The sequence below is a fragment of the Thalassotalea sp. PS06 genome, from assembly GCF_007197775.1.
In the GTDB taxonomy this organism is placed as follows: domain Bacteria; phylum Pseudomonadota; class Gammaproteobacteria; order Enterobacterales; family Alteromonadaceae; genus Thalassotalea_A.
This window is the reverse complement of record NZ_CP041638.1, coordinates 1,669,425-1,694,206: the sequence shown is the minus strand read 5'-3', so window position 1 is coordinate 1,694,206 and position 24,782 is coordinate 1,669,425. Positions and strand designations below refer to the sequence as shown.

25 protein-coding genes and 1 pseudogene are annotated in these 24,782 nt (G+C 44.2%); 7 read left to right on the top strand and 19 right to left on the bottom strand.

Features of this window, described 5'->3' with window-relative positions:
• Positions 1 to 315: 315 nt before the first annotated feature.
• The 8 genes from FNC98_RS07465 to FNC98_RS07430 form a co-directional block, all read right to left on the bottom strand.
• The gene (locus FNC98_RS07465; RefSeq protein WP_143580652.1) at positions 316 to 723 is read right to left on the bottom strand and encodes a hypothetical protein; all 408 of its coding nucleotides are present in this window, start codon (positions 721 to 723) and stop codon (positions 316 to 318) included.
• A gap of 117 nt (positions 724 to 840) precedes the next feature.
• Entirely contained in the window at positions 841 to 1,281 is a 441-nt protein-coding gene (locus tag FNC98_RS07460) for a hypothetical protein (protein WP_143580651.1), read from the bottom strand.
• A 467-nt stretch (positions 1,282 to 1,748) separates the two neighbouring features.
• The gene (locus FNC98_RS07455; protein ID WP_143580650.1) at positions 1,749 to 2,297 is read right to left on the bottom strand and encodes a sigma-70 family RNA polymerase sigma factor; all 549 of its coding nucleotides are present in this window, start codon (positions 2,295 to 2,297) and stop codon (positions 1,749 to 1,751) included.
• A 16-nt stretch (positions 2,298 to 2,313) separates the two neighbouring features.
• Complete coding sequence (locus tag FNC98_RS07450) at positions 2,314 to 2,967, bottom strand: DUF2987 domain-containing protein (RefSeq protein WP_143580649.1); 654 nt, start codon at positions 2,965 to 2,967, stop codon at positions 2,314 to 2,316.
• Between the two features lie 13 nt (positions 2,968 to 2,980).
• The gene (locus FNC98_RS07445) at positions 2,981 to 3,865 is read right to left on the bottom strand and encodes a glucosaminidase domain-containing protein (RefSeq protein ID WP_143580648.1); all 885 of its coding nucleotides are present in this window, start codon (positions 3,863 to 3,865) and stop codon (positions 2,981 to 2,983) included.
• Entirely contained in the window at positions 3,822 to 4,613 is a 792-nt protein-coding gene (locus FNC98_RS07440) for a hypothetical protein (protein WP_143580647.1), read from the bottom strand. The genes FNC98_RS07445 and FNC98_RS07440 overlap by 44 nt, the downstream gene beginning before the upstream one ends.
• 249 nt (positions 4,614 to 4,862) lie before the next feature.
• Positions 4,863 to 5,498 (bottom strand): LysE family translocator, encoded by a 636-nt coding sequence (locus FNC98_RS07435; protein ID WP_143580646.1) that lies wholly within the window; start codon positions 5,496 to 5,498, stop codon positions 4,863 to 4,865.
• A 26-nt stretch (positions 5,499 to 5,524) separates the two neighbouring features.
• Positions 5,525 to 6,073 carry a DUF1415 domain-containing protein gene (locus tag FNC98_RS07430; protein WP_143580645.1) on the bottom strand — a complete coding sequence of 183 codons (549 nt, stop codon included), beginning with the start codon at positions 6,071 to 6,073 and terminating at the stop codon, positions 5,525 to 5,527.
• Between the two features lie 152 nt (positions 6,074 to 6,225).
• Here FNC98_RS07430 and FNC98_RS07425 point away from each other — a divergent pair, with 152 nt between their 5' ends.
• From FNC98_RS07425 to FNC98_RS07410, 4 genes are all read left to right on the top strand, one after another.
• On the top strand, positions 6,226 to 6,720 hold the full coding sequence (locus FNC98_RS07425) for a DUF2937 family protein (protein WP_185968089.1): 495 nt from the start codon (positions 6,226 to 6,228) through the stop codon (positions 6,718 to 6,720).
• A 116-nt stretch (positions 6,721 to 6,836) separates the two neighbouring features.
• The gene (locus FNC98_RS07420; RefSeq protein ID WP_143580643.1) at positions 6,837 to 8,624 is read left to right on the top strand and encodes an FAD-dependent oxidoreductase; all 1,788 of its coding nucleotides are present in this window, start codon (positions 6,837 to 6,839) and stop codon (positions 8,622 to 8,624) included.
• On the top strand, positions 8,621 to 10,486 hold the full coding sequence (locus tag FNC98_RS07415; RefSeq protein WP_143580642.1) for a 2-oxoacid:acceptor oxidoreductase subunit alpha: 1,866 nt from the start codon (positions 8,621 to 8,623) through the stop codon (positions 10,484 to 10,486). Before FNC98_RS07420 ends, FNC98_RS07415 begins: the two co-directional genes overlap by 4 nt.
• Positions 10,473 to 11,525, top strand: a complete 1,053-nt coding sequence (locus tag FNC98_RS07410; RefSeq protein ID WP_143580641.1) for a 2-oxoacid:ferredoxin oxidoreductase subunit beta — start codon at positions 10,473 to 10,475, stop codon at positions 11,523 to 11,525. The genes FNC98_RS07415 and FNC98_RS07410 overlap by 14 nt, the downstream gene beginning before the upstream one ends.
• A gap of 103 nt (positions 11,526 to 11,628) precedes the next feature.
• Here the strand turns inward: FNC98_RS07410 and FNC98_RS07405 are convergent, their stop codons facing one another.
• The 8 genes and pseudogenes from FNC98_RS07405 to FNC98_RS17080 all read right to left on the bottom strand — a co-directional run.
• Complete coding sequence (locus tag FNC98_RS07405) at positions 11,629 to 12,027, bottom strand: hypothetical protein (protein ID WP_143580640.1); 399 nt, start codon at positions 12,025 to 12,027, stop codon at positions 11,629 to 11,631.
• Positions 12,028 to 12,063: 36 nt separating this feature from the next.
• Complete coding sequence (locus tag FNC98_RS07400) at positions 12,064 to 12,480, bottom strand: hypothetical protein (RefSeq protein ID WP_143580639.1); 417 nt, start codon at positions 12,478 to 12,480, stop codon at positions 12,064 to 12,066.
• A 230-nt stretch (positions 12,481 to 12,710) separates the two neighbouring features.
• Positions 12,711 to 13,004, bottom strand: coding sequence for an integration host factor subunit alpha (ihfA, locus tag FNC98_RS07395; protein WP_143580638.1), 294 nt, complete (start codon positions 13,002 to 13,004; stop codon positions 12,711 to 12,713).
• A gap of 4 nt (positions 13,005 to 13,008) precedes the next feature.
• Positions 13,009 to 15,393 carry a phenylalanine--tRNA ligase subunit beta gene (gene pheT / locus FNC98_RS07390; RefSeq protein ID WP_143580637.1) on the bottom strand — a complete coding sequence of 795 codons (2,385 nt, stop codon included), beginning with the start codon at positions 15,391 to 15,393 and terminating at the stop codon, positions 13,009 to 13,011.
• Positions 15,394 to 15,404: 11 nt separating this feature from the next.
• A complete protein-coding gene (gene pheS / locus FNC98_RS07385; protein WP_143580636.1) occupies positions 15,405 to 16,385 on the bottom strand; it encodes a phenylalanine--tRNA ligase subunit alpha in 981 nt (326 codons plus the stop codon).
• A gap of 214 nt (positions 16,386 to 16,599) precedes the next feature.
• The gene (locus FNC98_RS07380; protein ID WP_143580635.1) at positions 16,600 to 17,802 is read right to left on the bottom strand and encodes an ABC transporter permease; all 1,203 of its coding nucleotides are present in this window, start codon (positions 17,800 to 17,802) and stop codon (positions 16,600 to 16,602) included.
• Positions 17,786 to 18,118 carry an AAA family ATPase gene (locus tag FNC98_RS17085; RefSeq protein ID WP_409574577.1) on the bottom strand — a complete coding sequence of 111 codons (333 nt, stop codon included), beginning with the start codon at positions 18,116 to 18,118 and terminating at the stop codon, positions 17,786 to 17,788. Before FNC98_RS17085 ends, FNC98_RS07380 begins: the two co-directional genes overlap by 17 nt.
• A pseudogene (locus FNC98_RS17080) lies at positions 18,104 to 18,448 on the bottom strand (ATP-binding cassette domain-containing protein); the annotation flags it as partial. The pseudogene FNC98_RS17080 and the gene FNC98_RS17085, both read right to left, overlap by 15 nt.
• A 386-nt stretch (positions 18,449 to 18,834) precedes the next feature.
• Here FNC98_RS17080 and FNC98_RS07370 point away from each other — a divergent pair.
• Entirely contained in the window at positions 18,835 to 20,463 is a 1,629-nt protein-coding gene (locus tag FNC98_RS07370; RefSeq protein WP_143580633.1) for a M28 family metallopeptidase, read from the top strand.
• A 278-nt stretch (positions 20,464 to 20,741) separates the two neighbouring features.
• Positions 20,742 to 22,406, top strand: a complete 1,665-nt coding sequence (gene asnB / locus FNC98_RS07365) for an asparagine synthase B (RefSeq protein ID WP_143580632.1) — start codon at positions 20,742 to 20,744, stop codon at positions 22,404 to 22,406.
• 76 nt (positions 22,407 to 22,482) lie between these two features.
• Here the strand turns inward: asnB and FNC98_RS07360 are convergent, their stop codons facing one another.
• Together FNC98_RS07360 and FNC98_RS07355 are read right to left on the bottom strand one after the other, a co-directional pair.
• The gene (locus FNC98_RS07360; protein WP_143580631.1) at positions 22,483 to 22,668 is read right to left on the bottom strand and encodes a DUF3012 domain-containing protein; all 186 of its coding nucleotides are present in this window, start codon (positions 22,666 to 22,668) and stop codon (positions 22,483 to 22,485) included.
• A gap of 170 nt (positions 22,669 to 22,838) precedes the next feature.
• Entirely contained in the window at positions 22,839 to 23,045 is a 207-nt protein-coding gene (locus FNC98_RS07355; RefSeq protein ID WP_143580630.1) for a DUF3565 domain-containing protein, read from the bottom strand.
• Positions 23,046 to 23,241: 196 nt separating this feature from the next.
• Between FNC98_RS07355 and FNC98_RS07350 the strand changes: the two genes are divergently transcribed.
• Positions 23,242 to 24,108 (top strand): M1 family metallopeptidase, encoded by an 867-nt coding sequence (locus FNC98_RS07350; protein ID WP_143580629.1) that lies wholly within the window; start codon positions 23,242 to 23,244, stop codon positions 24,106 to 24,108.
• Here FNC98_RS07350 and FNC98_RS07345 read toward each other — a convergent pair.
• Positions 24,095 to 24,703 (bottom strand): NUDIX domain-containing protein, encoded by a 609-nt coding sequence (locus tag FNC98_RS07345; protein WP_143580628.1) that lies wholly within the window; start codon positions 24,701 to 24,703, stop codon positions 24,095 to 24,097. The genes FNC98_RS07350 and FNC98_RS07345 overlap by 14 nt on opposite strands.
• Between the last annotated feature and the right edge of the window lie 79 nt (positions 24,704 to 24,782).

The window sequence follows — 24,782 nt, the reverse complement described above, 5'->3', positions numbered from 1 at the left end:
TACATAATTTTAAACCAATACTGTAAGCACGAAGATTTATCTGAGAACGATTAGAGCTGTCGATTAAGGAAAGCAGCATAAGTGAAATAAGTTAGAATGGTCCGGCTTATCGAATGGCCGTAGCTCGCTCTTTATAGTCATCCCAACCTGGATCAGACCATACTTATCTGGTTCGGGTCATGTGCCTGTTTCATCCGAATAACTCGCTGGCAACAACTTGTATTTTTGCCCTATTAGCTTCGATGTTAAACTCTTTAATATTGGAAATACGAAAGGCAGCGCACTGAACTAATCAGCTTGTTTTGTGCTTAAACTTCAATCAATGCATCGTTCCAAATTACCTATGAGCCTGTTTAAGTCGACGCTAGTTAAATATGACCTCATGAAGGCAGAAGAGCTAAAGAACAAAAAGCCCGTGATATAAGCTCTTACTTTAAAACCTTTTACAGCGTCATATCCGGAAAAAGTGATTCGAATGTTAGACCAAAAACTTACTGGAATTTTCAATGCTTTTTTAGCGTTTGCTTCATTCAAGTAGCGCAGGTCGGTTAACAGTTTCATCAAATCTTCCTGTTCGAGCGGATCTTGAACGTCGACATAATGAGAATTAGCCCCCGCACAAAATAGTTGAAGATGAAGCTTACCGGGAACTTGGCCGCTTAAAAAAGAAAATATTGCGGAAGATACGCTAACACGAGATTGAATTTGTTTTACTTTTCTCATTTCATTCTTTGATTATGAATAACTCAGGATTGAGTAACCGTTCCTAGCTCTTTGAAGACATTAACCTTTTCAATCTGTTAACGTCAAATTTGACTCGTTAGCCTTCGAAAAAAAAAGTTAAGAATTAAGCTCGGAGTATTTTCTGGCACAGAAACCTTCGATTTTTTTATAAACAAGCCCAGATACCGGAATCACCATAAACCAAAGCATGCCACTAAAAACTTGTTCACCTCGCAAGGAGAATACTGGCGGGTATAACGCGGGAACAATTAATAAAGTGAAGAATGCATACCCTGGCATCAGATAATACAAGAACTCATGCTTTAGCTTCGCCATACTCCCAACTATCCTGAGCACCATTCCACCCAAAAAGAGATTGAGAATGAAAACAAAGCTATAAAATGCAGTCATGTGTTGGAGACGAGATGGACTATAAAAATCCTGAAGCGCTGCTTGTTGGTAGACAAATGTAATCACAGCCTCGAAATATAAGGTCATTATTAAAACAACGACTGTTTGAATTGATATTTTTGTTATTTTCGACTGATAAATATCCATAAATACTCTTCCTGATCCTTATGGTTGAATACGTGAAGGTTGGTCTAACTGACTGCAGCTCGCTCTTTTTAGACATTAACCTTTTCAATAAGTTAACGTCAAATTTAAGCGCTTCATCGGTTGTATAAAATGGAAACGACCGGAGAATAATCAGCAGGATTTACCACAACCTTTAGAGCGTTCATGCCATTCCATCATATTGCCCTGGGCGTCTAATTCAAACTGGCAACAACGGTTATACCAATCACATTAAGTTTGTGCACAACTCAGAGTTAGGGCCGAGGTTCATTTGCAACATAGATTTTATTGATATAGTCATTCTATATTAATGAAATATAGGGCAGTAAATGGGCCTCTCACTAACTCCCTACGGGTGAGTTTTAAAGGCGTTTATCCTGCGTTACTGATTTTGACAATGGAGCGACCATTCTCTGCAATCAAAGCCTTGTCTAAAAGCCTTTAAATTCTCACTGAGTGAGCAATAATTTGATGGGATTGCTATTAAACAAGCCGCGGAGTAACTCACGACTTTTCTGGGTGCGGGATTTTAAGGTGGAATATGGAATGCCATGGTGCTCGGCATATTCTTTCTGGCTTTGCCCATGTAAATCGATGGCGGTGAGGATATCTCTCGACTCTTTAGGTAAAGCCTCGATGAAAGGCTCAAGGCAGTCTTCAAGGCCAGTTAACGGGCTTTCGAAATCCTCGGTATCAGCATTGGCGAGGGAATCTAGTACGTTATCGTCGATACCTGACGCAACTACCTTACTGTCTCGTCCCTGTTTGCGGTAATAATCGATAATGGTGTGATTGGCGATTTGAAACAGCCAGGGTTTGATTTTCGAGATATCGTTAAGTGAGGATAATTGCTGATAGCTTTTGATCAGGATGTCCTGCAGTAAATCCTCCACCTGATTGGCATCGGATACCTTGCTATGCAGAAACCCCTTCAACTGGTCGCTAAACTGTTGCCAGATGCTAACCATATCAATGCTGATTTCTGCCTTAGCTGTCATGTTGCTACCTGATTAACTAATCCTTGGAGATCCAGGGTGATATCACCACCGGCGGCTGGCTAAATTGCAACGCCATACGATTGGATGTCAACTCTTCTTCAACCAGCAAGGTACATTGTAAATCCTCACAGTTAAAACCTGATTTTAAACTGTCATCAATAAAGCTCAGGGTGTTATCGCTGGCCACTTTTAAGTTCAGTCCCTGCACATCTGGCATCATAAACCATAAGAAACCACCAAACTCATCCACCAAAGATTGCATTTGTTCACGGTAGACAGATAACTCAGCGAAGCTGAATTCTGTTTTCTGATTATCTTTAACCTGAATTTGCATCTGTAAAGTACAGTTCTGTGCGGGATCGCTGAGATTCACTCTTAATACAGCGAAACGATCGTAGAGCTCCTTATCATAAGGAATTTGTAAGCGACCATCGGCGGCAATATCAATTTCTTTCTCGTTTACGCCTGGTCCAAAGAAAAATGCTTTATCGATATGACAACGCTCGCGGTTGTAGGCATCCACCAGATAAAACCCCATGGTAATTTTATCCAGTTCATTTTCCTCAATAATATCAAGGCGTTGATAAAAGCCCTTATATTCGAGATCGAGTGCTTGCGCAGACAGGCTAAATAAACCCATTACCAGCAGAGTCGCAAATTTTCTTATCATAGTTTTTATCGGGTCACGTTGTTTCGGCTTTAAAATATCGTTTGTTTTGACGCAGCATGGTATGAATTTCGACAATGTAATCGATACCGCGTTGCGAGTATGGCAATAGCCCCGTTGCTAACACATCTGCCTGCAGAGGCAGATCGTTTGCCCGTAATTGTCCGCGGATTGAGCGGAACATATCATAAGCATAGTGGCTATTGAGGTTATGGAAGTAAAATCTGAGCATCTGCTGCACACTGTCAAAGGTAGCAACTTCATGGCGAGCTCCGGTATCACGGCCTTTTGGCACCATGCCGCAATTGCGTTTAAAGCACCATAAGCCGAAGAAATTCAAACCTTGCTGAGCAAACCGGGAACTGCCCCAGGCCGATTCATTGGCGGCCTGTACCAAAACCAACTCCATTGGAATTTGATCAACTCGCAGCAATAGCTGTTCAAACAGTTCAGGCATGTTGTCACTCGCCTCAAGCGAGTAAATGTCTACCATTTGTGCAATAAACTCTTTCTGCTCCAGGGTTAGATTCTGGTTTTGATTAAACTGTTGTTGGCTATCCAGTACTTGCTTACGCAGCGATAACAAGCGCTGATTCTCAGCGATAATAGCCGGACGCAGGAAATCAAAGAATTGTTTCTTTCGCTCGGTAACATCAGAAATACTGGCGAAATCAGGAATATCTACGTTGTGATAGCGAATGGTTTTAGATTCACCAGACACCGAAGTCGTGTCTTCAGGTTTTGCCGCAATAGCGCCAGGATCGGGTTGTTGCGACCAATAGTAGATTGGCTGTATCAGCAGGTACCCAGATGCCAGAGCAATGATAGTAAGAAATAACTTTTTCATGACGATGTGATCAGGCAGAAAAGTAACTTTCGCCCGGCGTTCCGGCATTGTCATCAAGCACCTCCATGCGCACACCAAATATCTGACGGTATAAAATACCTTTCAGATAATAGAAAAATGGTGCAATCCAGGTAACACCAAGCACAGCTACTACAACCGCTGGAATAACACCTACGCTTTGCGCAAGTAAAGCAACAATGAATACCACAGGCAGGGTGATGGCAAAGGCAAACAGGTAAACCTGGAACAGCTTAAACCATTGGAAACGCGTGGCTTTTAACGACAGGATAATGGCCTGGTTTGGACTCAGGTTTTTCTCTACCACTAAAGGCGCTGTTAATGACAAGGCTACGCCAAGGTAGATACCTGGTATCAATAGTAACTGCATCCCCAAGCTAGTCATACAACTAACGATCAAACTGGTTAAGGCAATGTAGGCGCTTTTTCTCAGGAAAGAGAAAATCATCGATGGTCGTGATTGCATACCGATGGCGTAGGAAATACCCATCATTTCCAATCCGGCAACCAACGGAGAAAGTAAAGTGGTCAACACCATATTTATTGCGAAAAGACGTCCCTGATCGGCTAGAACCAATTCAAAACCACCCATGGCTTCGGCGAACAGCACAAATGCTGTCATCGAAATAGACAGGATCATAAACAATGCCACAACAACGGACTGCTTACTGGTTTGGGTAAGTTTCCAGGCTTCTTTTATTGTGCCGGCAACATCGATTTCATAGTCACCGGTAACGGCTTTTTCAGGACTGCCGCCAATCTGGATATAGCGCTTTTCGTTCATTCAGTTTTATTATCTAGGGCCTGTTGATAACTACAGACCGAATTTTGTTTAATAAAGTTTATAGGTTGCTGTACCTTGAAAATAACCTCAAAAGATCAACAACCCCTGATAAATGTTTGCGATTATACCTTAGATGTTAACAAATCTCACCTTGATAAACTCTGACTTGATTGTAATTAAGTGTAATATCGACGATTTTCGCCGAAAGTCGGTGGAATGATTAACCAATTTTTTACGACTTGTTGATACTTACAACTGCCAGACAATTCGCGCCGCCAATAAAATTAATACCACACCCATCACTCGCTCAATAATGTGACGGTTGTTTTGCAGTTTTTGCTGATAGCGCTCAATGGTAAATAGCCATGAGACCAGGCAAAACCAGGCCGCGGTAGCGATCATCATATACACGCCATAGGATGCTTTTATCCAAAGCGGTGTATCTATGGAAACAACAACAGAAAACAATGCGACAAAAAACATCGTCGCTTTTACGTTTAATCCATTGACAATAAAGCCTAAGGAAAAGGCACGAAACTTAGACTGTTGCTGCGGATTTTTCTGTTCAGAAACCTGCACAAGTTCACCGTTTTCAGCTTTTGCGCGTAATCCACCCCAACCGAGATAAGCGAGATAAGCGGCCGCAATCAGGCTTAGCCAGCGAATGTAATCTGGATTGGAAGCAATGATAATGCCGATACCCAAAAGCGAGTAGGCAACGTGTAATCCAATGCCCGTCCCTACCCCTAAACTGGTTAATATGGCGTATTGTCTACCCCGGGTAAGACTTTGCTTTAGTACAATAGCGAAATCCGGACCTGGGCTGGCCACCGCTAAAAAGTGCACCACGGCAATGGTTAGAAATTCCTGCCAATAAGCTGTCATGTTTGAATTTACTTTGAAATATCGAATTATTTTTGTTGATGCAAAGATGCTAAGTACTCGACGAAAAATTGTCGACCTTTTTGTTCGCATAAAGCGATATTGCGCTCTGGGATCCCTTCCGGATCCGGATGGACATCAACGGCTCGAGACATCGACTCTTCCCTGAGAATATGCAGAATTGGCCAAGGCGCACGGTTGGTATAATTGCTGACATCATCTTCAGAAACATCAGCAAAACAATAATCGGGATGGAATGTCGCAATTTGGAAAATGCCTTCTAATTTGCTCATCTTTATCCACTGCTGTGCCAAATCAACCAATTGCATAAAGTCATCAAAAAACGAGAAGCCGTCGGCAAGAATCAATAATGTAGTTTCAACGTCCGAATGATTTTGCAGGTGCGCTAATTCTTCAGCGAATAGGGTTAATGCCTGCTCGTTGTCTAAATCGGAACCAACCTGATAACGAATGGTCTGATTAATAACCTCTTTTTTTGCAAAGGGGCAGAAGTTTAAATCGACGACTATGTCCTCGACCCAGCGCTGACATTGGCTAATGATGTGTTGTTCGTTCATAAACAAGCAATTGTGAATTGGGAAAATACGGTCTGGGATTATATCACTGGTTGTGCACTATAGTCAGAAATAAAGCCAATGGCATTATCAATACTCACCATGTAGTATGAGATGCATAGGTTTCAATCAATAACAAAAAGAGAAATCGTCACGTGTTTCGTTTTATCGCCAGTATTTTCGACCGAATCATTTTCACTCTGACATTCATTCTTGGGATGCAGGTGCCTGCATTTATCAACGCCTATCGTCAGCGGCTTTCCGGCCATGTCGAAGAGGCACAAATTCAGCTACTGAACTTTCAAAGTATTGCTGACAAATACCATCAGGGTGATTTAACGCAACTGTTATCGGCCTATCGCGCAAGTACCGATCCCGGTGTTAATGCCAGCGCCGAGCTGGTACTGAATTTAATTGACCGTATTGCCCAGTTGAAAAGTCACCTCGGCAAATTGACGGAAGGCGAATACATCCAACAGCTTTATTATTTCTTCATCGATATGGACTCGAATATCGCCAAAGCGACCCTCAACGATTACCAGTTTTCGCTGCCGATTGAACTGAGCGCCATGGCAACTGGATTGGTTGTAGCGCTACTCGTCACCCTGCTTGTAAGCCAGACAGCTGGCCGCTTGGTCCCTCAACATTAACCCTGTAAGGATTAGTCAACAGTCTTTTAAATATTCTGCCGCACCTAAATAGTGCGGCAACTGATTATTTTGTGTACAGTTAAATTATCGGTTCACAATAATGATCAGGGGAAACTTTGAAAAAGACCGACGTAAACCACTATCAGCACTACCTGAAAGTCGTTGATTGCCAACACGCCTGCCCAGCACACACGCCTGTGCCAGAATACATTCGTCTTATTACTCAAAAACGCTACAGCGATGCCTACATGCTAAATTGGGAATCCAATGTTTTTCCCGGTATTTTAGGTCGCGTATGCGATCGTCCCTGTGAGCCAGCTTGCCGACGCACCCGGGTAGAAGATAAAGCCGTTGCTATTTGTCGCTTAAAACGGGTAACGGCCGATTACAAAGACGATATCACCGACAGGCTACCTGCAGTGCCCGAACAAAAAAATGGTAAACGCATTGCCTTAGTTGGCGCCGGCCCTGCATCATTAACCGTTGCTCGCGACTTGCTGCCGCTAGGGTATCAAATCGATATGTTTGAGCGTGACGGTAAAGCCGGCGGCATGATGCGAACGCAAATTCCCCAGTTCCGTCTTCCCCATGACGTATTAGACGAAGAGCTAAATTACATTCTTGATATGGGCGTAAATGGCTTTTTTAATCACCCCATCGAAAGCCTTGATAGCTTGCTGAGTAAAAACTATAACGCGGTATTTATTGGTACCGGTGCGCCGAAAGGCCGTCATTTGGGCTTACCCGGTTATGAAGACTGTAAAGACAATATCCAAATCGGCATTGACTGGCTATCCGGTGTTAGTTTCGAACATATTGATGAAGCACCGAAACGCGTTGTGGTTTTAGGTGGCGGTAATACCGCCATGGATTGTTGCCGCACAGCTAAACGCCTCGGTGCCACTGATGTGAAGGTTTTGGTACGTTCCAGCTTTGAAGCGATGAAGGCATCGCCCTGGGAAAAAGAAGACGCGATGGCAGAGAGCATTGCCATCATGCCGGATCATAGCCCACTGGAATATAAGAAAAACGACGATGGTTCGATTCAAGTATCGTTTGAAAAAGTAATTTCCAGTTACGATAAATCCAGCAACCGAACCTTAACCCCTACCGGAGAAATCATCCGTGTAGATTGCGATTTAGTACTGGTTGCTATTGGCCAGGATACCAGCTTCCCCTGGATTGAACGGGATATTGGCTTGCAGTTTAACGACTGGGCGCAGCCGGTTCTTAACAAACTAACTTTACAATCTACCCTACCTAAGGTGTTCTTCGGTGGTGATTCAGCTTATGGGCCAGAAAATATCATTACCGCCGTGGCCCATGGTCATAAAGCAGCCATTTCAATTGATTTATTCTGCCAGGGTAAAAACCCAGCGAACCGGCCAGAGAGTGATTTTAATCTGGTAAGCCAAAAAATGGGCATGCATGAATGGCGATATGACAATCAGATTGAACATCATCAACGTCGCAATGTTCCCCATGTGGACTGGCAAGAGGCAAGTAAGGAATTAGCCACGGAAGTGGAACTGGGATTTGATGAACAGCTTGCCCTAAAAGAAGCGCAGCGATGTTTAAATTGCGATATTCAAACCGTGTTTACCGAGTCCAAATGTATTGAATGCTCTGCCTGCGAAGATATCTGTCCGCTTGATTGCATTAACTTTATTGACGATGTTCGCCAACCAGGTGACGCCAATCAGATACTGCAGGGTAAATTACGGGTGGAGAAAGCTGATCCTGATCAGGATTACTTTATATCCGACAGTCTCAACACCGGCAATATTATGGTGAAAGATGAAGATGTGTGTGTTCATTGCGGCCTCTGCGCCGAGCGCTGCCCAACCGGCGCCTGGGACATGCAAAAGCTGATCCTTAGCAACATCGAGGCGACCATCAAATGACGAACAAGAATAATAAGCTCAAAACCAATGATTTTGTTGTCCGTTTTGCCAACACTAACGGCACAGGGTCTGCCAGTGCCAACCACATGTTTGCCAAAGCCATTATGCGCATGGGCATTCCGGTAAGCGCTAAAAATATCTTTCCATCGAATATTCAGGGCTCGCCTACCTGGTATGAAGTCAGAATTAATGAGCGCGGTTTCCTGGGTCGTCGTGAAGGCCCTGCAGATATTATGGTGGCAATGAATTCGCAAAGCTTTTACCGTGATTTACAGGATTTAAAATCTGGCAGCTACCTGCTTTATGACAATAGCCGGGAACCCGAGTTTTCCGAACTTGCCGAAGGCGTTACTACCTTAGGCATTCCTATTGCGGAGATTTGCCTGAAGGAATATCAGGACCCAAGGTTAAGGCAACTATTTAAGAACGTGATTTACGTTGGCGCCCTGGCGGCATTATTGGATATCGAATTTGATGTGCTGAAATCTTTAGTCAGCGATCAGTTTAAAGGTAAAGAAAAGCTGATCACTCCAAATATCTTTGCGTTAGAGCTTGGTTATCAGTATGCCCATACCCATTTTCAATGTCCGCTACCATTTCGGGTTGAACGCAGAGATTTAATTGGTGAACAAATCCTCGTCGATGGCAACACAGGCTGTGCACTTGGCTCTGTCTATGCCGGTGCTACCGTGGTCGGTTGGTACCCTATTACCCCATCGACATCGGTGATTGAAAAATTTGCCAGTTACTGTGAGCGGCTCAGAATTGACCCAGCCACAGGTAAGAAAAACTACGCTATCGTTCAGGCTGAAGATGAACTGGCGGCCATAGGTATTGCTTTAGGTGGCGGCTGGAATGGTGCTCGCAGCTTTACCGCAACCAGTGGCCCCGGGGTTTCGTTAATGACAGAGTTTCTCGGCCTGTCTTATTTTGCCGAAGTCCCGGTGGTGTTAATGAATATACAACGGGCAGGGCCATCGACGGGAATGCCAACACGCACCCAGCAATCGGATATTCTTGCCTGTGCTTATGCCTCCCATGGTGATACCAAGCATGTATTGTTGTTTCCCAAATGCCCTACAGAATGTTTCGAGCTAACCACCATCGCTTTTGATTTGGCTGATCGCCTACAAACAGCGGTGATTTTAATGAGCGATCTCGATTTGGGCATGAACGATCATCTGTGTCAGCCGTTTCAATGGGATGATGACCGCCAATACGATTTAGGGAAAGTACTCAGTGAGGAGCAGCTGGAAGCGTTAAGCCATTATGGTCGTTATCAGGATGTGGACGACGATGGTATCTGTCCAAGAACGCTAGCAGGCACTCATCCGAATAAAGGTGCTTTCTTTACCAGAGGCACTTCACGTAACCGCAATGCGGTCTACAGCGAACGCTCGGAGGATTATGTTGATAATATGGAGCGCCTTGAGAAGAAATTTAAAACCGCGGCGTCTTTGGTGCCTGAGGCGCAAATTACTCAACAAAGCCAGGTTGCAGATATATCACTGATTTACTTTGGCACTAGCGCTCAGGTGATTGATGAAGTCATCGATAAGTTCCAACAGCAGGATTTGACGGTAGACACCATGCGGATTCGCGCATTCCCGTTTGGTCCGGAAGTGGCTGAGTTTATTCGCAAACGCAATAACTGTTATGTGATTGAACAGAACCGCGATGCACAAATGCGAACCTTGCTTATCAATGAGTTGGATGCCTCACCCCACTCTCTGGTATCGGTATTAAATTACGATGGTTTATCGCTTACCGCCGATGCGGTGGTCGACAATATTAACAATGCACGGAAAATAGCACCTATTCGCCAAAGGGTCGTCAAAGGGGGCGCAGATGAGTTACGCTAAATCAACATTCCGCCATCAAAACCTTAAGGTTAACGATATCGGATTAACCTACCGGGATTATGAAGGCGTGGTTTCCACACTTTGTGCTGGCTGTGGCCACGATTCGATATCGGCCGCCATTGTTCATGCCTGTGCCGAGCTTTCCCTGCCGCCACATAAAATCGCCAAAATGTCAGGCATTGGCTGTTCTTCTAAAGCGCCTAATTATTTTCTTGGACGCTCACACGGTTTTAACTCGGTACATGGCCGTATGCCGTCGGTAACAACCGGTGCAAACCTTGCTAATAAAGATTTGACCTATCTGGCGATGTCTGGCGATGGCGATACCGCATCTATCGGCTTAGGTCAGTTTGCCCATGTTATCCGCCGCCGACTTGATATGGTTTATATGGTGGCCAATAACGGTGTTTATGGCTTAACCAAAGGCCAGCTTGCGGCCACATCCGATAAAGGTGCCCGCAACAAAGCTGGGGAAATCAGCCCCTTTAATGAAATCGATTTGTGTGTAATGGCACTGCAACTCGGTGCCAGTTTCGTGGCACGTTGTTTCTCCGGCGATCGCAAACAGCTGGTGTCGATATTAAAAGCCGCTATTTCCCACCAGGGCTTTGCCTTTATCGATATCATCTCACCTTGTGTCACCTTTAATAATCAGGCTAATTCAAAGCGCTCTTATGATTATGTGCAACAGCATGTGAGTACCGCCGCCATTAGTGATTTCGTGCCGGTAAAAGACGAAATCAGCTGCGACCTGCCTGCTGGTAACTATCACGATATCTGCCTGCACGATGGTTCGCTCATTCGCCTTTACAAGGTGGCTAGTGATTATCGCAGTGACGATAAGCTGCACGCAGTAAACATGATTGAGGAGCACAAAGCCAAAAACGAGATCCTAACCGGCCTGTTTTATGTAAACCCGGCCATCGATACCTACCATGAGGTTAATCAAACCTCGGATACACCATTGAACGAACTCCGTGAAGATGCTCTTTGCCCAGGGCAACGGGTGTTGAATAGTATTAATGGGAGTTTTAGGTAGCGGGCGTTAAAACGCCCGCTACTGACTGCAGAGCACAGAATTCAGATGGCAGAAAAAACAACTATAACCTTCGTCATACCGTGATACTGCACGGTATCTAAAATCAAGGGATTTCCAGGCATTGAAAACTAGACGCCACAATCGTCTTATCTTGATTTACTTCGAAGCGAAGTAATCTTGAACCGCATTCATTAGATTGCCAGGGGTTGCACTCGGATATGCTGTACCAGCAGTGGATTTCATCGCACGACAAGCCTGTGCGATTAATTCGACTGCTTTGATTAATTTCTAAAATGCTAGCCATAACATCTCCGACGGTTTCTAGGCTTTCACCTTCGCAATTGTTTGCAGAAATAGCGACATTGGCATGCTCTAGAATTTGTTCAACACGAATATCCAGTACTTGTGGCTCGTCTTTTGTCGTGTAGACAAAAACATAAACCGCAAGCCCACCAGCTAGCGCTGCCAGGATGACAACCGCCAAAGACTTAATTGTTCGCATTAACTGTCCTTGATAAACAATGTCAGTCATTTCAAGTTAAGCCTTACGCTTATTGCCAGAAAACAATTTGCTCACAAGATAGAACAATGCAGGCGTTAGTAAGAAAACTAATAGATCTTTAATGTGGATTACCGATTGGTATTGGTTCACCGCAGAAGACGTTTCAAAGGGAAACATGGTTAGCACCAGTGGCATGGTTATCACGAGGCAAATTAGCATTTTAAAGCGAGCAAAGCATAGATTAATTAGCCACACTGCGATACCGGCCGAAATAAAAAAGCTTAGATTATGGGGTATTCCTAACAGCAGTAAATAAACAAGGCTTTCTGTGTCTTCTGCTTGCGAGAACACAGGGAAAAATAAATCGGTTAAATACGGCAAAAGCAAATAGGCTAATACTGGATAGGCAATTGATAGTCCGGCGACTATCAACAAAGACTTAAATTTATTCAAGAACAACATCCCTATTGGATTAGGTTTATCCGTCATATATTGAGAATTATCTTATACCATCATCAACATAGAATGAATATACCAATGAAATCTATGTGGTCAATGAACCGCTTCTCTAACTTTAAGCTGTGCACAAACTTAGGGGAACCGATATAAGGGTTATTCAAGGCTGTTTGAATGATAATAAAAAAGGCGCCAACAGGCGCCTTTTTTGAAGCTATAAGCAAAAACTAATCTTTGTTCGATTCTTCTACACGAGCTTTTAGTTTCTGTCCCGGGCGGAACGTCACTACTTTACGTGCAGAGATTGGAATGTCTTCACCTGTTTTTGGGTTTCGACCTGGGCGCTCATTTTTCACTCGCAAATCAAAATTACCAAAACCGGACAGCTTTACTTGCTCGCCATTTTCCAGACAGGCTCGGATTTCTTCAAAGAATTCCTCCACCATCATTTTCGCGTCGCGTTTGCTTAATCCGAGTTGTTCGTACAAGTGTTCAGATACTTCTGCTTTAGTTAGCGCCATACTCTTAGTCTCTCAATGATGCATCAAGTTCAGTGGTCAGGGCCTGCACAACGGTTTGCACAACATTATTGATGTCTTTCTCTTCCAGAGTACGTTCCTTGTCTTGCAAGGTTAATGCGATTGCCAGACTCTTATAGCCAGGCTCTATTCCCTTGCCCTGATATACATCAAACAATTCTAGGTCAACTAGATGATTTGTGCCAACCTTTTCAATGAGTTGTAGCACAGAATTTGCACTGATGTCATCTTTTACGATAACCGCAATATCACGTCGGTTAGCTGGGAATTTGGAAATATCCTGAGCTTCTGGGATTGCCTGAGTCAAAATTTCGCTCTGACGCAGTTCAAATACCAAGGTACGACCGTTTAATCCAAGCTTACGCTCAAGCTCTGGATGAACCGCACCAACGAAACCAACAAGCTCTTCACCGCGATAAATTGCCGCTGTTTGACCTGGGTGCAGTGCGCTGTGCTCAGCCGCTTTAAACTCGTAAGCGCTGCTGTCTGCGGTTAACGCAAGTAGTGCTTCAACGTCGCCTTTGGCATCGAAGAAATCAACACCAGCTTTTTCCAGCTGCCAGTGCTCACCGCTGCGAAGACCGGTGATAACACCGGCAAACATAGGTTCCTGACGAACACCATTTTCCGCATCGCTATCCGGGATAAAGCTCAAACCGCTTTCGAATAAACGCACACGGCTTTGCTGACGATTCTGGTTATAAACAACCGATTGCAACAGACCTGGCCATAAGCTTACGCGCATAACCGACATTTCCGAGGAAATCGGGTGTGGTAAGGTCAATACTTCCTGCTCAGGGAATAGTAATTGCTGAATTTTTGGATCAACGAAGCTATAAGTAATTGCTTCCTGGTAACCACGAGTAACCAAGGTGTCTTTGAACTTACCGATATTAAGGCTTGCTTCGTGGTGCTGACGCATGGTCAGTTTGGCTTGTGGAGCAACATTTGGAATGTTGTTGTAGCCATAAACACGGGCAACTTCTTCGGTTAAGTCTTCTTCAATGCTGATATCAAAACGATACGGCGGCACTTCAACCGACCATTGGTCATCACTAAAGGTAACCGCAAAACCTAAACGAGTTAGGATCTCAGTAACCTGTTCGGTTTCAATGTGAATACCGATACGGCTGTCTAATTTTGAGCGACGCAAGGTTACTGGCGTTGCTTTAGGTAAATGCTGTTCAGATTTAGCTTCAACGATTGGGCCAGCCTGACCACCAACAATTTCAAGCAATAGCGCGGTAGCGCGTTCCATTGCTGCAAACTGTAGTTCCGGGTCAACACCACGCTCATAACGGTGCGATGCATCGGTGTGCAAACCGTATTGACGGGCTTTACCTAGAATTGCTAATGGTGCGAAGAAAGCACTTTCTAACAAGATATCCTGAGTATTAGCAGATACGCCAGAATCTTCACCACCGAAGATACCCGCCATCGCTAATGGCTTGCTGTGGTCGCTAATGACTAATGTTTGTTCGTTCAGTTTTACTTCCTGACCATCAAGCAAAGTTAATGGCTCTTCGGCTTTAGCAAAACGAACATTGATACCGCCATCGATTTTCGCTAAATCGAATGCGTGCATTGGATGACCAAGCTCAAGTAATACGTAGTTCGTTACATCAACCACAGGGTCGATAGCACGGACACCACAACGGCGTAGCTTTTCTACCATCCACAATGGTGTGGTGGCATTAACATTGATACCTTTGATCACACGGCCTAAGTAGCGAGGACAAGCTTCGCCGGCAGTGATTTCAATCGGCAGTAGATCATCAATTGACGGTGCTTGTGGCTCACAGCTTACTTCGTTGACTTCAAGGTTGTTTAATACGCCAACCTCACGGGCAAGGCCACGAATACCTAAGCAATCACCACGGTTTGAGGTTAAATCCACATCGATGGTGACATCATCAAGCGTTAAGTATTCACGAATATCAACACCTACTGGCGCATCATTTGGTAGCTCGATAATGCCATCAGCGCTTTCTGCCATGCCAAGCTCAGATTCTGAGCAAAGCATACCGAAAGATGGTTGACCGCGAAGCTTAGCTTTTTTGATTTTAAAGTTACCCGGCAGAACCGCGCCAACTTTAGCAACCGCAACTTTTAAGCCCAGGCGACAGTTTTTGGCGCCACATACAATATCAACCACTTCGTCACCAACGTTTACTTTGGTAACCTGTAATTTGTCTGCATCAGGGTGCTGGCCACATTCAATCACTTCACCAACAACCACATTGGTAAACTCGCCAGCAACCGCATCAACGCCGTCTACTTCAAGACCGGCCATGGTGATTTGATGCGTCAGTTCTTCAGAAGTATTTGCCGGGTTCACCCATTCTCTTAACCAGGATTCACTAAATTTCATTGTCGGCTTTCCTACTTAAACTGCTTCAAGAAACGAAGATCATTTTCAAAAAATGCGCGCAGGTCATTAACGCCATAACGCAACATGGTTAAACGCTCTACACCCATACCGAAGGCAAAACCGCTGTATTCTTCTGGATCGATACCAACACTGCGAAGAACATTCGGGTGCACCATACCGCAGCCTAGAACCTCTAACCACTTACCGTTTTTACCTTTCACATCAACTTCTGCTGAAGGTTCAGTGAATGGGAAGTAAGAAGGACGGAAACGAATTTCTAAATCTTCTTCAAAAAAGTTGTGAAGAAAATCATGCAAAATGCCTTTTAAGTGGGTAAAGCTTACGTCTTTATCCACCATCAGACCTTCCACCTGATGGAACATCGGCGTATGAGTCTGGTCGTAATCGTTACGATATACACGGCCCGGAGAAATGATGCGTAATGGCGGCTTTTCTACTTCCATGGTACGAATTTGTACGCCTGAGGTTTGCGTGCGCAAAACCAATTTCGGGTTGAAGTAGAAGGTATCGTGATCGGCACGAGCCGGGTGATGCGCCGGAATATTCAAAGCATCAAAGTTATGGAAATCATCTTCCACTTCCGGGCCGGATTTTACTGCAAAACCTAATTCCGAGAAAAATGTCTCAATACGTGCAATGGTGCGACTAACCGGGTGTAGACTACCGGCTTCGCTAGTGCGACCTGGTAAGGTTACATCAATTGCTTCAGCGGCCAGTTTTTGCTTGATTTGCTCAGCACGCAATAATTCACCACGTTGGTGGATTAACGCCTGAACCTGTTGTTTGGCCTGGTTGATAAGTTGACCAGCTTTCGGACGCTCTTCGGCACTCAATTTGCCGAGAGATTTTAACTGTTCCGTCAACTTACCTTTTTTGCCCAGAAATTCGACACGAACCTGATCCAGGCCGGCAACTTCTGTAGCGCTCGCTACTGCTTCTTCAGCTTGCGAGATAATCTCTTCTAAATTCATATATTCCTCGGGCGATACTTCGCGAATGAATATGGTTTTGCCTTACACATTTTAGGTGCAAGGTTACGGCTATTTTCAAAAGCGATAATTTTACACGAAAATAGTCACTAACATAGTGAAAAGTGCTGATTTTAGCATTTTTTTTACACGATCTCGGGGATGGGCGGGAAATGCGGAAGTGGGAGGCATATTTTGCCTCCCGTAACTACGTTAATTAGCGGAATAATACCGATTCTTTGTTAAACCAGTACACGCAAAAAGCGATAGATAAAAACGCGAAAATACCGGTTGAGATAAAAATGGGGACCAAATAACTGTATTCAATGGTACCTTTTAACAACTCTTTTATCGCCAGAGCGACATTCGAAATAGGCACCAGAGCCCACATAAAGTTGAGTTTTATCCCCGGTAACATAGGCGCAATTATCGGGAATATTACCAGTATGGTTAGCGGCCCCATATAGTTTTGCGCTTCTTTGTAGGAGCTTGCATATATGGATATCGCCAGCAAAATTGCCGAGAAGATTGCTGATACCGGCAACAACAATAAAACCATCAACAGGTAATCAAACCAGCTTACCGAAGCGAGAATACTTGAAACCTGAGATACATCGAACAGACTACCAATAATAAACGACCAGAAAACCATGGAAAATATGGTGATTAATGCCGTCATCATCGCCGTTGCGGTAATGGTTAAAAACTTGCCGATTACAATCGAGAACCTCGATACCGGTGTTAGCAGCAGGGTTTCAATGGTGCCCCGTTCTTTCTCACCGGCGCCGAGATCAATCGCTGGGTACATGGCGCCCGTCAGACATAATGGAATAAGAATGTAGGGTATAAATCCACCTAAGGTTTCGCCAAAACTTTCCCTGTCATCGGCGGTATCGTGTTGCTCGAAAATCACCGGATCTTTGAACGCTAACAGCTCACTGGCACTAAAGCCTTTTTCGGCGAGTATCTTATCCTGCAATACAGTCACAAATTCTTCAAAGGCCTCTTTAACTTTGATGCCTATGCCGGAAATGACATTGGCGCCGTTGTAATAAACCTGCCAATGACTGGACTCACCTGCCTCAAAGTGCTGTTCAAAATCTGGGTTTAGAACAATAACTAAATCGGCTTTTTTGGTTTTAATGGCATTGATGTAATCTTCCTCACCGCTCAGTTCTAAATCGACTTTTTCAAAATCGCTATGATAGAACATGGTATTGGCAAAACGGTCCGATGCTTCCGGATTAACAAGCACGTAGCGCACCATTTTCTGGTGTTCTTTAAGGGCTGCGGTTGAGCCTAAAAAGCCAATTAAGCCGAAAAGGACCGGGAATACCACCATAGGTAAGGCGATGATAAAAAACAGCGTTTTGGTGTCTCTGAGCAGCTCAATGAGCTCTTTATTAAATACTTGCCACATGATGATTCCCCTGCTCTAACACATGCATAAATGAACGACGTAAATCATGGTCTGGACTCAATTCCCGGAACGCATCAAGTGAATCCGAAAAAGCACTGGTTCCCTTATCGATAACCGTTACTCGATCCGCCAGCATTGCCACCTCATCGAGGTGATGGGTGGAAAAAATCACCGCGGTGCCCTGCTCTTTGGTCAGTTCAATAAATTCAAGAATGATTTCTGTCGCCATGATATCCAACCCGGTAGTAGGTTCATCTAACACCAGTACATCCGGTTTATGGATAACAGCTCGGGCAATGGACACCTTTTGCTGCATCCCCGTTGATAAATGCTCAACGCGTCTATCAAGGTATGGGGCAATCGCGAGGTTGGCGTAAATTTCCTCTGCGACCGTGGCCAGATATTCGTCGCTTACGCCGTGCAAACGGGCGAAAAACTCAATATTTTCCCTGGCAGTTAAGCGGCCATACAAACCGGTTTTACCCGATAAAAAACCAATCTTTTGTTTCGCCAACAATGGTGATTTCACCACGTCAACTTCATTGATTCGAACCGCACCACTGTCGGGTTTTAACGCCGACGATAAAATGCGTAATGTGGTAGTTTTGCCCGCTCCATTTGGGCCAAGTAAACCTAAAACTTCACCTTTTTCGCAATGAAAACTTACCCCCATCAAGGCGTTGAAAACACCATCATGTTGACGGGGATCGAGTTTATGACTGCGATCTTTTTTGGATTTGGTGTTGAGGGTAAAGGTTTTCGTCAGATTCTCTACAGAAATCATAATATTCCTTTAAATGCACAATGCGATGGTCAGCGCTAACTGAAGTGGAATTAGCGTAATCCTTTTGGACGTAATCTAACTCTTTGTTAACATGCAAGTTTAAACCCGTTAATAAACATTGCAATGATTTTTGCAGTTAACACACAATTCCCAACTACCGTATCGACACGGTAACTCAAGGTTTTTTGCTTCCAATTCTGACTTCAATTCGCTAACGTATGCCGGCAAATTTTAAGGAAGTAATTTCTATGACAGATAAGTTATACAGCTTGCTAGGCACCGTCATTGCGGCATCGGTATTAACTACCGCACAAGCAAAAACTCTGGAACAGGCCTATCAGGATATTTCTGAATCAGAGCTACATAAGCATACAAAAATCCTATCCTCTGATGCATTCGGTGGTCGTCTTCCGACCAGTGAAGGTGAGAAAAAAACCATGGATTATCTCACCAAGCACTTTAAAGAAGCTGGTTTTAAAGGCGGATACAACGGCAGTTACCTGCAGCCGGTGGAATTAACGGAAATTACCGCTAATCCAGATGTGGTGTTAACCGTGACTGGCAAGGGTAAAACCGCAACATTTAACTATATCGACGACATGGTACTGGGTACCGCACGAGTTAGTGAAAAAGAATCAATAAAAGATTCCGAAATTGTCTTTGTTGGCTATGGCATAAATGCGCCTGAATACAAGTGGAATGATTATCAGGATCTCGACGTAAAGGGTAAAACCGTTGTTATTTTGGTAAACGACCCTGGTTTTGAAACGCAAAATCCGGATTTGTTCACGGGGAGCGCCATGACTTACTACGGCCGCTGGACCTATAAATATGAAGAAGCCAGTCGCCAGGGCGCGGCGGCAGCCGTTATCGTCCATGAAACCGCACCGGCTTCATACCCATGGTCGGTGGTTACCAATAGCTGGACCGGTCCTCAGTACGGTTTGTATCGTGAAGATAAAAATATGGATCGTGTTAGCCTTGAAGGTTGGTTAACCCGGGATACGGCGGTGAAAATATTTAACCAAGCCGGTTTAAACTTCGATGAATACAAGCAAAAAGCCTTGCAGGGACCTATCGCTAAATCTCTGGGCCTGAACGCCAATGCCACAGTAAACAGCACCTTAAAGCGTTCTACTTCAAATAACTTTGTTGCAACATTACCTGGCTCCGCAACCCCTGACGAGCATATTCTACTGACCGGTCACTGGGATCACATTGGTACCGATACCTCGTTAGAGGGCGATCAAATTTATAATGGTGCCCACGACAATGCCACAGGTATTGGTGGCATGATTGAAATCGCCAAAGCATTCGGTTCCCTGGATAAAGCGCCTAAACGTTCGATCACAGTATTGGCTACTACAGCGGAAGAACAAGGCTTATTAGGTTCTTTATATTACGCACAGAACCCGTCCTATGCGATGGACAAAACGGTTGCGGTATTTAACTTAGATAGCCTGAATATCCTTGGCCCAACGGAAGATATGATCGTTCGCGGTAAGGGTAAATCTGAAGTAGAAGACTATTTGGCTGAAGCGGCTGAAAAGCAAGGACGTCATCTGGTAAAAGGTACAAATCCAGCAGCGGGTAGCTACTATCGTTCGGATCATTTCAATTTTGCAAAACAAGGTGTACCAGCAGTATTTTCCGGTGGCGGTAGCTACCCAATCAATGACGATGTTGCTGAGTATCGCAAAAAAATGTTGCCAGAAATGCGCCGCTGTTATCACCAACTTTGTGACGAATACAATCCAGAATGGAACCTTAAAGGTGCAATTGAGGATTTACAGGTAACCTTTGATGCCATGTTTAATGTCGCCAATTCCGATGACTGGCCAAAATGGTCAAAAACCAGCGAATTTCAGCGCAAATAACCCACAAAATGCCGAATCAATCAGCACTTAAACAGGATGTTAATAAAAAGTTGAATATTTATTCTAATTTATAGCTTTCTGCTATTGATTTTTATGCCTAAATATTAGACTCTCAAGGGCAGTCTGTTCTACAGACTGCCCTTTTTTATTCTTGAAAACAAAGCAGTTCCCTGTACAGAGTGCCTAAATCAGGCAATTACCACACTCTTTCCTGCGTCGCTGCAAACGAAGAATAGAAATACGTGATTTCGATTTTATGGTAAAGGAGTAACACCACCATGTGTTCAATTTTTTGTGTGTTGGATATTCAAGGCGACGCAGCATCATTGCGCGATCAAGCCTTGCAAATGTCCCGTTTATTAAGACACCGCGGCCCGGATTGGTCAGGTGTATTTGCCGACGAACAGGCAATTTTAGTTCATGAACGTTTAGCTATTGTCGATACCGAAAATGGCGCCCAACCTCTATATAACTCCAATCGAAATCACGTATTAGCGGTTAATGGCGAAATTTATAATCACAAGCAGCTGGAACAGGAACTTACCAGTAATTACCAATTTCAAACCAAGTCCGATTGTGAAGTGATCCTGCCTTTGTATGAAGAGCATGGCAGCGCGTTTATCGATAAATTACAGGGTATGTTCGCCTTTGTTGTTTATGACAAAGAAAAGCAGCGCTATCTGGTGGCCCGTGACCATATTGGTATTATCCCGCTTTATACGGGTGTTGATGAGCACGGTAACTTCTATGTTGCTTCTGAGATGAAAGCGTTAGTACCGGTTTGTAAAACCGTAAGTGAGTTCCCTCCTGGTCATTACCTGGATTCAAGTGAAGGTGAAATTAAGCAGTACTATCAAAGAGACTGGCAGGAATACAGCGCGGTTGCGGAAAATACGGCAAGTCTTGATGAGTTGCGCAATGGTCTTGAACAAGCGGTTAAATCTCACCTGATGACAGACGTACCTTATGGGGTATTGTTGTCTGGTGGTCTGGACTCTTCATTAGTATCAGCTATCACTCAGAAATTTGCGTCTCGTCGTATTGAAGAAAATGGCTTGAGCGATGCCTGGTGGCCAAAAGTGCATTCTTTTGCCGTAGGTCTTGAAGGCTCTCCGGATTTAGAAGCCGCGCAAAAAGTTGCCGATGCCATTGGCACTGTGCATCACACCATGCACTTTACCGTGCAAGAAGGTATCGATGCCCTTAAGGAAGTTATTTATCATCTCGAAACTTATGATGTAACCACTATTCGTGCATCGACTCCTATGTATCTTATGGCTCGTAAGATCAAAGCTATGGGCATAAAAATGGTTTTATCCGGTGAAGGTGCCGATGAAATCTTTGGTGGTTACCTTTACTTCCACAAAGCGCCTAATGCTCAGGAATTTCATGAAGAGACAGTACGTAAGCTAAGCAAACTGCATATGTTTGATTGTTTACGTGCCAATAAAGCCATGTCGGCATGGGGTGTTGAAGCTAGGGTGCCATTCCTGGATAAAACTTTTATGGACACGGCAATGCGCCTGAACCCGCAAGCGAAAATGTGTGTAGATGGCAAAATCGAGAAGCACATATTGCGCGCCGCATTTGAAGGGTATTTGCCAGAAGAAATCCTATGGCGTCAGAAAGAACAATTCTCAGATGGTGTTGGCTATTCCTGGATTGATAGTTTGAAAGAGCACGTTGAAGCTTTGGTGAGCGATCAACAGCTGGAAAATGCTCGTTTTAAGTTTGAGCACAACACACCAGATACCAAGGAAGCATACTTTTATCGCAGTATCTTTGAAGAGCACTTCCCGCTGGAGTCGGCCGCTAAATGTGTGCCTGGTGGCAAATCTGTTGCATGTTCAACGGAGGCCGCCCTTGCCTGGGATGAAAGCTTTAAGAACAACGCCGATCCATCTGGTCGAGCGGTATTGAGCGTGCATAACGAAAGCTACTAATTAACACGCTTGATGGATAATCGTAAAAAAGCCTGCGATTGCAGGCTTTTTTGTGTGCGTCGCGTGATGATTATGGTTAACCCTCATCATCATCTGGCTTTTGATCGAGTACACAATGTTCGGCGTAATCGGCCGCTTCATTGGCACTCCAGTCAGCTTTTGGCTTTTCTTTCATCTTTGCACACCACTCGTCCGAGCCCACTTTAGGCTGACAACCAACGATGAATAAGCCAGCAACCATTGCTAAAAGAATCTTTTTCATAATTAACCCTGTATCTCACAATTTGACGGTACGACAAACACTGCAATTTTCCAAATGTACGACAAAATCAATTAACAAAATTCACAGCCCTGATAAAACCTTAGCAGAATATATTTATAACGCTTTAATTCTGCTCACATTTAATTGCATATCAATAATCAAAAACCTCGTTACTTCCAGTCTTTTGGCGCATTCAAATCGCATTTTTTACAATTAATCCGAAAGCCAATTTTCCGCTTTCGTCCTTCATCGGTTATCACCCATGAACGATTTTGCCAAGGCGGATTATGCCTGACATGCTGATTATGGCCACAAGCAAGCTTAGCTAACCAGTGCTCTTCTTCATCAAGCAAAAAACCAACAATTGGTTGTTTCATTTACTACGTCTCTTCAATTGTTATTAACTTGGATAAATCAACGAAACCTATCCTCAAGATATTTTTTGGTCCCGTTTGACCCCTATAAGCTTAGTAAGCAAATTACAGAAATGTCGATAAAATGGAGGCAATTGTGATCTCAAGCCATAATTGAACCCATAGTGATGTTAAGACGCCCGATTGCTGGACCCTTGTTTTGAAAATCCTGTTAATTTTAGTCAGTTTGTTATTTCCCTGGGCAATCTATGCTGAAAACATTTCCCTGACCACGGAAAATATTGATGCGCAGCAGGCACAAAAAGTGACTACCTGGCTAAACACAGGTGTTATGGCGGTAGAAACGACGCTTACACCTATCCCCCACTCTCAGGTCAAAATCACCGTCAAAGGTTACCCCGATGCGATGGAGCCGGTGCCCTGGGGGCAAATATTGCGGGAGCAACCTATTGAAGTGTTGCTGTACGTGAATCCTAATATGCCATTAACCAGTTTCGTCGATGACTGGACCCTCTACCACGAGCTTTCTCACCTGTATTTTCCGTACCTGGATTACCAAAACTTCTGGCTAAGCGAAGGCTTCGCGACTTACATGCAGTATCTTTCTATGTTTCAGGGTCGGATCATCAACCAAAGTCAGTTTGTTGAACGCATCAAGCAAGGATTATTGCGTGGTGAGATGAAGACTCGGGAAAAGCCAGGAAAACTCAACGAAGTAAGTGCCGATATGTGGCAACAACGTGCCTTTAAACGAGTTTACTGGAGTGGCGCCGCATTTTTTATGGAAGCGGATTTACATCTGATAGCCGATGGCAACGACCTGACTGAAATCATTGGAAATTTTAGCCATTGTTGCTTGCAGCAAAGAATGACAGGGGAAGAGCTTGTCAACACGTTAGACAAGCTAAGCGACACTGATATTTTCAGCCAACTTCATCAACGGTATCGACATCGTTTGGATTTTCCAGCCATCAATCAGCAACAGCTAAGAGCGCTCGCCAAACACTATCAAAACAAACAACCTGTATCGGTCATGCGACAGCATTCGAAGGTTATTGCTGATTAAACCAATAGTGCGTTGGCTGGCTTTGCAACATAGCGTCAAACTGTTGGTAAAACACTTCCCATAGTGGCTGTTCATTTGGCGTTTGCACGAAACGGCCTCGCTCGATGATATCGTTTAACGGTACCCAAGTGATTTCACTGGTTTCATAATAGCCTGGATCGTTTGGTAAGTCGGCGCTGTAATAGCGTTGTAAATCAGGTAGTTCCTGTAACTCCACCAAAAAGGTGATGTAATCGCCCCTTGGAGTCGGATTAGTGTAGGATTTTGCGGATTGCACCTGAGTTAACAAAGAATCGGCATCTAATAGCATTCTCGACTCTTCAACGCTTTCACGCACCGCCGTTTGCTGTGGTGTTTCACATCCTGATGCCGATTCACTTAAATCCAGCTTTTTAGGACCACCACCAAAAGTACTCCAACCACGCCCTCTTTCGTAAGCCAGAAGCAGTGAAACGTTACCTTCAGCGTCCTTTTTAAAGACTGTGGTACCAGCGCCAATAAACCCGGGTGAGGAGCATTCGTCGCCATGCATCACATACCAGCCAATACCAGATGCGAGTAGTAAAAACGCTAGAGTGATGGAAGCTAATTTCATGATTCCTTTCCTTTAAAATCCTTTTAAGAGGTTCGCAAACAAAAACGGCTTCCTGAAATGAGAAAGCTGTTTTATATAC

Excerpts from the sequence above, each read along its gene's own strand:
- FNC98_RS07465 (WP_143580652.1), bottom strand. The coding sequence starts at position 723 with ATGAGAAAAGTAAAACAAATTCAATCTCGTGTTAGCGTATCTTCCGCA.
- FNC98_RS07460 (WP_143580651.1), bottom strand. The coding sequence starts at position 1,281 with ATGGATATTTATCAGTCGAAAATAACAAAAATATCAATTCAAACAGTC.
- FNC98_RS07455 (WP_143580650.1), bottom strand. The coding sequence starts at position 2,297 with ATGACAGCTAAGGCAGAAATCAGCATTGATATGGTTAGCATCTGGCAA.
- FNC98_RS07450 (WP_143580649.1), bottom strand. The coding sequence starts at position 2,967 with ATGATAAGAAAATTTGCGACTCTGCTGGTAATGGGTTTATTTAGCCTG.
- FNC98_RS07445 (WP_143580648.1), bottom strand. The coding sequence starts at position 3,865 with ATGACAATGCCGGAACGCCGGGCGAAAGTTACTTTTCTGCCTGATCAC.
- FNC98_RS07440 (WP_143580647.1), bottom strand. The coding sequence starts at position 4,613 with ATGAACGAAAAGCGCTATATCCAGATTGGCGGCAGTCCTGAAAAAGCC.
- FNC98_RS07435 (WP_143580646.1), bottom strand. The coding sequence starts at position 5,498 with ATGACAGCTTATTGGCAGGAATTTCTAACCATTGCCGTGGTGCACTTT.
- FNC98_RS07430 (WP_143580645.1), bottom strand. The coding sequence starts at position 6,073 with ATGAACGAACAACACATCATTAGCCAATGTCAGCGCTGGGTCGAGGAC.
- FNC98_RS07415 (WP_143580642.1), top strand. The coding sequence starts at position 8,621 with ATGACGAACAAGAATAATAAGCTCAAAACCAATGATTTTGTTGTCCGT.
- FNC98_RS07410 (WP_143580641.1), top strand. The coding sequence starts at position 10,473 with ATGAGTTACGCTAAATCAACATTCCGCCATCAAAACCTTAAGGTTAAC.
- FNC98_RS07405 (WP_143580640.1), bottom strand. The coding sequence starts at position 12,027 with ATGCGAACAATTAAGTCTTTGGCGGTTGTCATCCTGGCAGCGCTAGCT.
- ihfA (WP_143580638.1), bottom strand. The coding sequence starts at position 13,004 with ATGGCGCTAACTAAAGCAGAAGTATCTGAACACTTGTACGAACAACTC.
- pheT (WP_143580637.1), bottom strand. The coding sequence starts at position 15,393 with ATGAAATTTAGTGAATCCTGGTTAAGAGAATGGGTGAACCCGGCAAAT.
- pheS (WP_143580636.1), bottom strand. The coding sequence starts at position 16,385 with ATGAATTTAGAAGAGATTATCTCGCAAGCTGAAGAAGCAGTAGCGAGC.
- FNC98_RS07380 (WP_143580635.1), bottom strand. The coding sequence starts at position 17,802 with ATGTGGCAAGTATTTAATAAAGAGCTCATTGAGCTGCTCAGAGACACC.
- FNC98_RS17085 (WP_409574577.1), bottom strand. The coding sequence starts at position 18,118 with ATGCAGCAAAAGGTGTCCATTGCCCGAGCTGTTATCCATAAACCGGAT.
- FNC98_RS07370 (WP_143580633.1), top strand. The coding sequence starts at position 18,835 with ATGACAGATAAGTTATACAGCTTGCTAGGCACCGTCATTGCGGCATCG.
- asnB (WP_143580632.1), top strand. The coding sequence starts at position 20,742 with ATGTGTTCAATTTTTTGTGTGTTGGATATTCAAGGCGACGCAGCATCA.
- FNC98_RS07360 (WP_143580631.1), bottom strand. The coding sequence starts at position 22,668 with ATGAAAAAGATTCTTTTAGCAATGGTTGCTGGCTTATTCATCGTTGGT.
- FNC98_RS07355 (WP_143580630.1), bottom strand. The coding sequence starts at position 23,045 with ATGAAACAACCAATTGTTGGTTTTTTGCTTGATGAAGAAGAGCACTGG.
- FNC98_RS07345 (WP_143580628.1), bottom strand. The coding sequence starts at position 24,703 with ATGAAATTAGCTTCCATCACTCTAGCGTTTTTACTACTCGCATCTGGT.